The following is a 10326-nucleotide window of genomic DNA, read 5'->3' as shown; positions in this document are numbered from 1 at the left end:
CCCTGCACAGTGAATTCTTAATACTAACGATCAGAATTCACCGAACTGCCATTGCGTGAGTCAGACAGAATTGTTATCTCCTGTCTCCATTGATATGAAGGTGATTATGTTTCCACACACGTATTGTGCGGGAACACATGAATATCGCTTTTGGTATATAAACATTTTGAAAGCAGGATTATTTAGGCATATTAATACCGTTGGATCAATATATTTTTATTAATATGTACAAAATATCAATAGAATATTTTAAAGTACCAGGGCAAACCCTTATATTATGCGACCTAAGGTAGATAGAGTTGTACAAACCCTATTTTTGAGTACTAATATCAATATGTCAAATTTAATTAACCTATTTTTGTATATTTGTTAAAACTATTAAATGTGTAGCAAGCAGGGCGGAAGTAAAAATATCTATCAAAATTTACGAGATTTCTGATTAACTCCTTCTTACCTAAACTAAACAATAAATTGGTGGAGAAGAAATTTCAGGAATCCCGAATTCTGGACACAGAGAAACGTATAGCAGAGGAAGATGTGATTGTAAATTCACATTGAAGTATATAACACCCTCAACGATAATTATTTGTAAAATAATAGGTTAGTTAGCTTTAAAGGCGTCTAAATACCAGATGTATTTGACAACAAAAAGCATTACACATATAATATTTATAGGACTCATAACCTTATAAGGAGAGGTATAACATGAAGCAGAGTGTATCTTATCCATATATGAAATGTAAAAATAAGAAGGAATCTGCTCTTACTACGGAAGAACAAAAACGCTTTGAGCAGAGCATGGAAAGAAATAGAGAACTAATGAGAAGACTTGAAAAATTATAAATCTCTCATATTCTTTTTGATCCATTTTTCTATCTTTTCAGAGATTGTACACAGAGAATTTCATTTGGTCCACTTACTAATTTTGGTTTTTACAAAAAACAGTGAACAAACAAAAATACATCCTGAGCAAACCTAAAATAAGTCTTACTTTTAAGAAAAGATGCCCGGAGCGTGACTCGAACACGCGGCCTCCAGATGTCTCAGGAGACATGGGAGCACCCAATCGTTTACCCTATGAGTCTGGCGCCCCAACCAACTAGGCTATCCGGGCCTGGTAGCACATACAGAAGGTAAAAGTGATATTAAAAAGTATCGATTAAAATCGAGTTGCACTGCAATAAGGGCGCCTATCGGCCATAAGTGTGATCAGGATTAAGGGGAACTTACATCCCGATGCTTCATTTTAAAATGAAACTCTTATTAAATCTGATTTGATGCGATTCAAAAGACACAGAAGTTTTACGCTTAAATTATAAAATTAGATGATTAAACATTTTCTCTGCCCGTCCCAATTTGATATTGCTATAGTTATCCTTTATAATGCAAGTATTTCCCAAAATGTATATTAACTTTAAAGTGTTACACCCAGTACAAGGGTAGAAAATTTAATATACTGATATCATATCCTTCCAAGTGGTACAATGGAAACTCCAAAAGATAAAGGTAAAATTCTCTATCTATAGATGGAGAAAAGAAGATTCCTGTACTGGATGTGGCTAATACAATCCAGAATCTTCAAAATATCATTTACAATCTTGGTGATTATTATTTTGAAAATACTTGTCGTGAAGGCGGAGATTTCCCACAGGATGTGAAAAAATACTGCACATTACTTTTTACTGATATTGAAATGGGTAGTGTACATGCTGACCTCCAAATAAGTAATGAGCAAACAGCTCTTGGAGAATGTGGAACAATCGGTGAAAGGTCTATAGTCGCTACCAACGAATTTCTTGAAGCTCTCTCTAAAAAAGATATTCCAAAAGAAGAATTGTACAATATTGTTAATGATCCTCATCGAGTAAACAAATTACTTAGAGAATTTTATGCAATGTGGCCAGATGAAAATTCCAAACGTACATTATCGATAGGATTCCAGGGCAATTCACAAATACAACTAAAGGGTTTTCGAAAAGAGAGTATAAAGAAACTTTTACACAAACCCATTGGAGATTATGAGAAGGAAATTTTTGGATGGATATCCGGGATAAATATTGGCCAGAGTAAGAAGATAACGGTTGAAAGTAATCAAGGGAAAATAAATTGCTATTTTGATCCTGAAATTAAAGATTGGGTGCAAGAGCATCTTGGAAAATTTGTAGTATTACGTGGAACAATGAAGCCGTTACATAAAGGAAACTTTGGATTGTTCATTGATAGTGAAGATTCGATAGAACAAACCTGTTACTATACTCTTGACAATATTTCTTATCCGGATAGAATTATGGAACTAAAGAATAAAATCCCCATTGAATTTACATTAGAAGATGAACTTTTTATTGGTTCCAACGATGAATTGGGTCTTTTTGCTATGAATGCAAGGATGAAAGATATTTTTAAAGAATTGGAAGAACAACTCTTCATATTATATCAGGAATATGTCCTGACTGATGATGAGTTATCTAAAAGTGGCCAACTACTGAGGGAGAAACTGATTTCAATTGTGGGGAACTCTCGTGGCCTCATATAAAGCAAAAACGATACAAAAAGTATTGTCCAAAAAAGGTTTTGAAGAAAGACGTAAAGGTCATCACATATTTTATGTTTATTATCTGGATGGCAAGAAGACCGGTAATAGAACATTCATAAGCCACGGGAGCAAAATGGAATATAATAGCAATCTTTTGAGTAAAATGGGCAAACAACTAAATCTTTCTAAGGAACAGTTATGTGATCTTATAGATTGTCCTATGACCAAAGAACAACTTCAACAGATTTACATCCAAAAAGAAAGGTAAGTCATTTATTTGGTCCAGCAAATATTCGAATCCGCTTCATAGTTTATACATACGTTTTTTGGGGACAACGAATGCGTTTTCAAGTGTTTTGATCACTTCGATCCTACCATCCGGATATTTCCTGACAATAGCATTACCCTGTTGGATTGTAATAGCCCTGCCATTTTTAAGAGCATCATTTGCTGCACGTGTTGTTGCCTTTCGTGCCATTTGTTCAATGTGTTCAGATTGCCTGTCATCTGACAGGCTATTACTACATGCTGATGTGCCGATTTGTTCACTGACGTTAGATTGAACATTTGGTGGTTCGGTTATTTTTGACATGTAAGTTCCTCATTGCTCTGGTATATTCTAATATATCGTTGAGCGCATAAGTAAGTTTGTTTTATTGAGTTTTCTGAAAAACCCTGTTGTTGACCGAATAAGTTTGTACCATTTCCGCTCCATCCTTAACATGAATCCCAGTGTGATTCTGGATAGACAAATCACAAAGGGGATGTGTTTTTCCAGATTGAAAATCTGGTACCATAAATTTATGTATTATTCCAGAGCAATACAGAGTAAGATAAAATTTTACCAAAGACTTTGTCTTACATAAACTCCAAAGGTAAATGAGAGATATCGTTATAAAAAATAAAAAGGAGAATTTGGAATGGACGCAATTATTGGATTCAAAGAAATGACAGTGTCCTCAAAAGGGCAAATTGTCATACCTAAGAATCTGCGAAACAGCACATTCCCGGAAGGCTCACATGCCGCAATTGTGGCATACTCGGATCATATAGAGATTCGCCCACTCTCATACGTATTGGAAAAATTAGAATGTGCTTTAACATCCGAGCCTTCGTTTGCCAAAGAGTGGGATACACCAGTGGAAGATCAAGCATGGGATAATCTGCTTGAACATGCCCTGGAAAATGAACATACCGAAACATGAGGTATTTTACCAATGGCAGGAACGGTCAGGAAGGGGGATGTGGTGGTTATACCATTTCCCTATACAGATATGTCGAAGTTAAAAACCCGACCAGTACTGGTAGTTGCCTGTCCAACAGGGACTAATGTGATTGTATGTCAAATTACAAGTCAAACGACACGCAATGACGAATATGCAATACAAGTGAACTCAAAGGATTTCGCAAAAGGATCATTACCATCATCCAGTCTTGTAAAAACTAACATGATAATGACTCTGGATGTGGATACAATTCTTGCAAAATCAGGAACACTGAGTTCAGAAAAGATGCGACAAGTCGAAGAGAAATTAGTTGAAGTATTTACTTCCTGACTACCTGTTATCTGCCCGGTAGCAATCATAGCAATAATCGATTAGATATTATTCAAATAAAAAAAAAGAAGATGGGAGAAAAACTCTCCCCATCAGTAACCTGTGGCCTGCGCAAATGTAAGCAGCAGGTTTGGATCAGAAGTAGTACCCCTGACCTGGATTACCATGCTGTCATTGTTCCAGACATAGGCATAGCGCGGCACATCCTCTCCGCCATCGGTCACATGCCAGATGATGCGTGTGGCGAAGTGGTCATTGAGGGAGTGCTCGGTGAACCTCTCTCCCTGTGCCATTGGATTGAATTCGTTTTTGTAGTCGTTGACCAGGGTTTGGGCAGCCTCCGTGTCAGTGCATTCAATGGCACTGACATGGACCTCCACACTATCCCCGTTTTTATAGATTCCCTGCGTGGCTTCAACTACTGTATCTTCACTGCCCACATCGTCCAGCACACTTCCAGAGTCCAGCTGGCGCTCACCTATCATCTCAAAACCTGCTGGCACTTCGTCAAGTGACACTGCATCTGAAACAGACCCGATTTCAGGATTATCGATTTCTTCACCTGTACCGCCTGTATCGGTACATCCCGACACTGCAAGCATTATCATTGTAATGGCCAAAAGCAATGCTACTATTCTCATTTTCATAAAAGATCCCTTTTCCAAAGCGGATGGATTGTAATCGAGATTAATATATTTAAAAGTAATCCGCAACGAGCAGATCAAAAAAGAATAAAACACAAACCAAAAAAAGAAAAGAGAAGTAGAAGGGATTAGTCCCTTCTATCATTCAAGTCTGCTTAGTTTCTCCTTACGAGGTAGGCAACTGCCAGAAGTCCAGCGATTGCGAAGACTGCTTCAAATCCAGGGATTCCTGCAGGTTCTTCTTCATCTTCTTCAGCAGGTTCCTCTTCGGTTACGTTCTCAGCAGGTTCCTCTTCGGTTACGTTCTCAGCAGGTTCCTCTTCGACAGGTTCCTCTTCGGTTACGTTCTCCTCAACAGGTTCCTCTTCGACAGGTTCCTCTTCGACAGGTTCCTCTTCGGCTTCGATGGTCTTTTCAGTGAACAGATACCAGAGGGTGGTCTTTTCAGTGAACAGATACCAGAGGGTTCCACCATCGTTTCCGAGAACCTTGAGTTCATCGGTGATGTCAAGGACTTCATCATCTGGGATATCGAGTTCTTCTGTGTTCTTCATTACGATTGGACCATCGACGGATGTTACAATAAGTTCACCGAATTCATCATCGACTTCGAGTACCAATGGATCTTCGGAAACCTGGAAGACACCTTCGATTACACAGAGACTGTCAACCTGTCCCTGGAATACTTCATCGATGTGGACCATGATGGTTGCAATGTCTTCATAGTCACCAACATCCTGTTCATAGAACCAGGTCTTGTTAGCGGTGGTTGCATCACCGGCAGTGTTTACGATCTTATCATCTACAAACTCACCGTCTTTGGTGAGTTCAAGCCAGACCTTGTTACCATCAACATCGATCTGCTGTGGTGTGATTGCGTAGCCGTTAGCAAGTTCAAGGGACTCACCTGTTCTCATGGTGTAACTGGTGTCATCATCCATGAGAATCTTGGAGAGAGTGTCAACTTCACCATCGACTGCGAAGTATTCCTCTGCAAAGAGACCTACCTTGGAATAGTCATAGAGAGCAGAGGTGGATGCATTTGCTGTGAATGCAAATTCTGGTTCCTGGCCAGTAACTGCTGCTGCTTCGTAAACAAGGTCTTCTTCTTCAGCGATAACTCCAGTGGACTGGTTAATAATCAGTGTTTCAGAAGAGTCATCTTCATCAATGTCATACCAGAAACCGGCAAAGTTCTGGGCATCCCATGTGAAATTATCGGTTGCAACTGCACCACGAATCTCAACAGTATCATCTGCAGCGCTTGCTACGCCAGCAAATACTGTCAAGACCATAAGGGCAGCCATTAAAGTTGCTATTAGTCTTTTCATAATTTTCCTCCGTTAGTTAATTTGTAGATATATGGTCAAGGTAAAGAGTGATTGATAAACAATAAAACGTACACATGTACGTTAAATCAACCTTTCATCGGTGAACATTACGCTCATTGACGAAAGGAAACTCATCACCCTCTTGATCCCGTCATATTGGTTTGCAACCCTCTAATAAGAAAATTGCTTATTAAATCTTTTGTGGTCTCGAGGGTCAAAAACGCCTTTTTTTACTGGTAAATATCGATGTATTTCACGGCATATGCCGAACATTTTTCGTTCGAATTAATAAAGGGACCGTTGAAAATACAACCGGTACTTGGCATATTGTCGACTTCAAACTTTGTGGATTACATTTTAAGTGGAGATTGCCCTGAAAGGGCTCGCCAAAATGGTTGATTTATTCGACAAAATGTGTATGCGATTTGCAGTATACTGCGGTTTCTAAAGACAGTTTCTAACTATACGGCACCTATATATAAATAAAACCACATTAATACATTTGATATACGGAGCATTAATTTCACAATGCCCCAAAATCCAATAGGATGAATAAATCACTATACATAAATTCATTAGGGGTACTACCCGACCTACATGAGGAAGGCGATTATGAATGTTTGATGGCGCAGAGAATATTTCCACTGAAGACGAAGGAAACAGGGTCAAGACCGGCATTCCCGGCTTTGACGAATTGTGCGGGGGAGGACTTGTACGTGACAGGAGTTATCTGGTATCCGGTACCTCAGGTGCCGGGAAAACCATATTCTCAACCCAGTACATCTACAACGGGATTACCCAGTACGGGGAAAACGGGATCATCGTGGCCACAGAGGAGCGCCCCGAACAGATCCGCGAGAATATGATGCGTTTTGGCTGGGACCTGCAGGCCCTGGAAGAAGAGAACAAACTCATAATAATCGATGCCTGTTCGACAAAGATCGGAATCCCCTCCCAGGAAAAATACGTGGATGTGCGCCCCTTCGACATTCGCTCAATGATGGACCAGATCATCGCCACACAGGAAGAGATCGATGCCAAACGGGCCCTGGTCGATTCAACGACATCCATCAGCTTCTATCTGCATGAAGCCTCCCGGATACGCGTGGAATTGCTCAAACTAAGCACAACTCTTGAAATAATCGGCCTGACATCCCTGATGACCTGTGAGGTAATCGACGAGAACCAACCCTCCCGGTTCGGTGTGGAAAACTTCGTCACCGATGGTACATTCTCCCTCTACTACGACATGCATGACAACGTCCGCACCCGCAGTGTCGAGATATACAAGATGCGCGGCTCAGACCACAGTAAAAAGGTCCACCCCTATGAGGTCACAAAAGAAGGCTTCGTAATCCACCCCCACGAAGAAGTCTATACTCACTTCTAAGCCCCGGCCCTTAAAGGTCGGGATACATTTCCACATTAAATACACCTGTAACTACAGGGTTGCCTCCAGACGGTCATGGGGCGCTTAAGGGTTGGATATCTCCACCTGTTCCTTTTGCCTTCACACGGGAAACATCTGTAATCCAGGATTGTTTGCCTACTCTATAAATATATTTACTTTATATTTTATCAACATATCCAGACCTGTTCATCCGTAATTCTTCCTGAACAGTAACCCCTTCAAAACTTCCACAAATCCCAGTGTAACTGCCGCAAAGCCAATGGGCAACAACCAGTCCTGCAAATTCAGGGGCTGCAGGTCAAATACAGCAGCCAGGAAAGGCACATACATAACCACCAGTGTCAGGAGCAGTGTGCTCAAAACGCCTGCAATGATCAATTTATTCCTGAAACCGGTTTTCAGCACAGATATCTCAAGGGAGCGGAAAGCAAACGGCACAAACAATATCATACTCACCACCGTAGCAAACGCGATTGTGCGTGCCTGTTCCAGGTCGGCAGTCGGGTCTGCAAGCAAAAAGGAAGCAAAACAGGCAAGTCCCATCACACCGGCCACAGAACCCACAAGTACAAGTTTCCTGCCGGCCAGAATTCCTTCACCCACAGGCCGGGGTCTGCGATGCATTACCTCCTCCCTTGCCGGATCAAGCCCCAGTGCAATTGAAGGCATGATCTCGCCGAACATATTGATAAAAAGGATCTGCAGGGCAAGCAGGGGAACCAGTTCATAACCCAGCAGGGAAATCCCCAGCATGATCAGTATAATCTCATTGAAATTGCGTGAGACCAGGTAACTTGTAAATTTCTCAATATTATCATAAATGGTCCGACCCCTTTTGACAGCCTCCACAATTGTAGCAAAATTATCATCCTGCAATACCATATCACTGGATTGGCGGGCCACATCTGTGCCCTTAAGTCCCATCGACACACCAATATCAGCCCTTTTAAGCGCAGGGGCATCATTCACCCCGTCCCCGGTCATGGCAACAACATGTCCCTCTGCCTGCAGGGCTTTAACGATCCTCAATTTCTGCTCTGGCATAACCCTGGCATACACATGGATATGCTCCGCGATCTTTGCAAAGGCTTCATCACTCAAGCCCGCCAGTTCGTCCCCCGTGATCGCCCCGTCAGCCAGTATACCATCGGGATCTGAAATACTATCAGGCTGCTCTACAGGGATTCCCAGTTTGTCAGAGATAGCCAGTGCGGTTTTTACATTATCCCCGGTAATCATCACCACTTTGATACCTGCCTGGTGACACAAACCGATAGCCTCGGTAACACCTTCCCTTACCGGATCGGTCATTGCCATCAGGCCCAGGAAGGTCATCCCCTCTTCCAGATCAGTTTCATCCCACTTATCCCCCACATCCTTGCGGGCAATTGCAATCACCCTGTAGGCTCCGGAGGCAAGCCTGCTGTTTTCCTCCAGAATGGTCTTCCTGGTGGTCCGGTCAAGTTGCACCCGCTCATTATCTTTAAGAATGTGATCACAACGCTCAAGCACAACCTCCACAGCCCCTTTGCTAAAGGAGATCGATCCCTGATTTTCCCGGTGAACTGTAGTCATCATTTTTCTATCAGAAGTGAAAAGGATCTCATGCAACCTTTCATGATCATCGGCAAACTTCTCCCTGCGGATACCCGCCTTTGAAGCAGCCGCCAGCAGGGCCAGTTCTGTGGGATCACCCACCACATCCTCTGAATTGCCGTTTTGATTCAGGGATGCATTGTTGCAAAGGGTTACCCCCTTCAACAGCAATTCCAGTGTGGAATCTTTGGGATTGAAATTATTCCCGTCAAGCACAAATTCCCCCTCAGCTCCATAACCCGAACCTGTAACCTCGAACAAGCCTTCCATGGTCCAAATCTTTTCAACCGTCATCTCATTACGCGTCAGGGTCCCGGTCTTATCCGTACATATCACCGAGGTCGAGCCCAGGGTTTCTACCGCAAGCATCTTGCGAATGATGGCGTTTTTGGCAGCCATGCGGCGCATCCCGTAGGCCAGAGTGATTGTCAGGGTCAGAGGAAGGCCTTCAGGCACCGCGGCCACTGCCAGTGCCAGGGCAATGATCAGCATCTCCTCCACAGGAGCACCGGCAAAAATACCCAGCCCCAGGGCCATCCCCGATGCCAGCAAGGCAACGAATGCCAGTTTTTTGGAAAATGCCGAGATCTCCCTTTGCAGGGGAGTTACTTCCTTTTCAGGCTGGATCAGGGAAGCGATCGACCCCAGTTCCGTATCCATACCCGTGGCCATCACCACAGCCCTGCATTTACCCCTGACAACCTGGGTTGCTGCATAAAGAGGCTCGTTCAGGTTTTTCTCCACAGGCAAACTTTCCCCGGTCAATGCGGATTCATCCACCTTAAGTTCCTGCAATTCAAAGACACAGGCATCTGCAGGTATACTGTCACCGGCTTCCAGTACCAGAATATCCCCTGTAACAACTTCCCGTGTCGCAACCTGGCGCAGGGTACCTTCACGTAAAACAGTGGTCTTTGGCCTCACAATCCCCTTGAGGGATTCCATGGCCTTTTCAGCCCGGTATTCCTGCACAAAACCCAGTAAGATTACAAAAATAATAAGCCCTAAAATCACCCAGAAATTTACCACTTCATCTATATACAGGGAAATCAGGGCCGCTGCAGCCAGCACCCATACAATAACATTACCCAGCTGGCCAATGAATATCTTAAGCGGGGTGGTTTTTTCCGTCTCTTCCAGCTCATTATACCCTTGCCTTTGGAGTCTGGCAGAAACTTCAGCTCTTCCAAGCCCTTCAGAATCTGCGATATTCTCGGGCAATTACATACAACCCTGCTCTGATAATTTCATAACC

10 protein-coding genes and 1 tRNA gene are annotated in these 10326 nt (G+C 42.7%); 6 read left to right on the top strand and 5 right to left on the bottom strand.

What is annotated here, in order from left to right:
• Positions 1 to 705: 705 nt before the first annotated feature.
• Positions 706 to 843, top strand: coding sequence for a hypothetical protein (locus C9889_RS10100; RefSeq protein WP_164999305.1), 138 nt, complete (start codon positions 706 to 708; stop codon positions 841 to 843).
• A 161-nt stretch (positions 844 to 1004) separates the two neighbouring features.
• Here C9889_RS10100 and C9889_RS06065 read toward each other — a convergent pair.
• A tRNA-Met gene (locus C9889_RS06065) sits at positions 1005 to 1114 on the bottom strand.
• Between the two features lie 441 nt (positions 1115 to 1555).
• Between C9889_RS06065 and C9889_RS06060 the strand changes: the two genes are divergently transcribed.
• A complete protein-coding gene (locus C9889_RS06060; RefSeq protein ID WP_129597979.1) occupies positions 1556 to 2533 on the top strand; it encodes a hypothetical protein in 978 nt (325 codons plus the stop codon).
• Positions 2520 to 2801 carry a type II toxin-antitoxin system HicA family toxin gene (locus tag C9889_RS06055; RefSeq protein WP_129597977.1) on the top strand — a complete coding sequence of 94 codons (282 nt, stop codon included), beginning with the start codon at positions 2520 to 2522 and terminating at the stop codon, positions 2799 to 2801. The genes C9889_RS06060 and C9889_RS06055 overlap by 14 nt, the downstream gene beginning before the upstream one ends.
• A 36-nt stretch (positions 2802 to 2837) precedes the next feature.
• Here C9889_RS06055 and C9889_RS06050 read toward each other — a convergent pair whose 3' ends face one another.
• Positions 2838 to 3125, bottom strand: a complete 288-nt coding sequence (locus C9889_RS06050) for a hypothetical protein (RefSeq protein ID WP_129597975.1) — start codon at positions 3123 to 3125, stop codon at positions 2838 to 2840.
• 328 nt (positions 3126 to 3453) lie between these two features.
• Here C9889_RS06050 and C9889_RS06045 point away from each other — a divergent pair, with 328 nt between their 5' ends.
• Together C9889_RS06045 and C9889_RS06040 are read left to right on the top strand one after the other, a co-directional pair.
• Positions 3454 to 3738, top strand: a complete 285-nt coding sequence (locus C9889_RS06045; protein WP_129597973.1) for an AbrB/MazE/SpoVT family DNA-binding domain-containing protein — start codon at positions 3454 to 3456, stop codon at positions 3736 to 3738.
• 12 nt (positions 3739 to 3750) lie between these two features.
• Positions 3751 to 4089: a type II toxin-antitoxin system PemK/MazF family toxin gene (locus C9889_RS06040; RefSeq protein WP_129597971.1), complete on the top strand. Its 339-nt coding sequence runs from the start codon at positions 3751 to 3753 to the stop codon at positions 4087 to 4089.
• Positions 4090 to 4181: 92 nt separating this feature from the next.
• On the opposite strand, the gene C9889_RS06035 is transcribed toward C9889_RS06040, so the two are convergent.
• On the bottom strand, positions 4182 to 4736 hold the full coding sequence (locus C9889_RS06035; RefSeq protein ID WP_129597969.1) for a hypothetical protein: 555 nt from the start codon (positions 4734 to 4736) through the stop codon (positions 4182 to 4184).
• Between the two features lie 152 nt (positions 4737 to 4888).
• Positions 4889 to 6064, bottom strand: coding sequence for an S-layer protein domain-containing protein (locus C9889_RS06030; protein WP_129597967.1), 1176 nt, complete (start codon positions 6062 to 6064; stop codon positions 4889 to 4891).
• 616 nt (positions 6065 to 6680) lie between these two features.
• Between C9889_RS06030 and C9889_RS06025 the strand changes: the two genes are divergently transcribed.
• Positions 6681 to 7454 (top strand): ATPase domain-containing protein, encoded by a 774-nt coding sequence (locus C9889_RS06025; protein WP_129597965.1) that lies wholly within the window; start codon positions 6681 to 6683, stop codon positions 7452 to 7454.
• A 207-nt stretch (positions 7455 to 7661) separates the two neighbouring features.
• On the opposite strand, the gene C9889_RS06020 is transcribed toward C9889_RS06025, so the two are convergent.
• Positions 7662 to 10292 (bottom strand): cation-translocating P-type ATPase, encoded by a 2631-nt coding sequence (locus C9889_RS06020; protein WP_129597963.1) that lies wholly within the window; start codon positions 10290 to 10292, stop codon positions 7662 to 7664.
• Between the last annotated feature and the right edge of the window lie 34 nt (positions 10293 to 10326).

This window comes from Methanohalophilus profundi, assembly GCF_004137855.1.
Classification (GTDB): Archaea; Halobacteriota; Methanosarcinia; order Methanosarcinales; family Methanosarcinaceae; genus Methanohalophilus; species Methanohalophilus profundi.
This window is presented reverse-complemented; position numbering and strand designations above follow the sequence as displayed.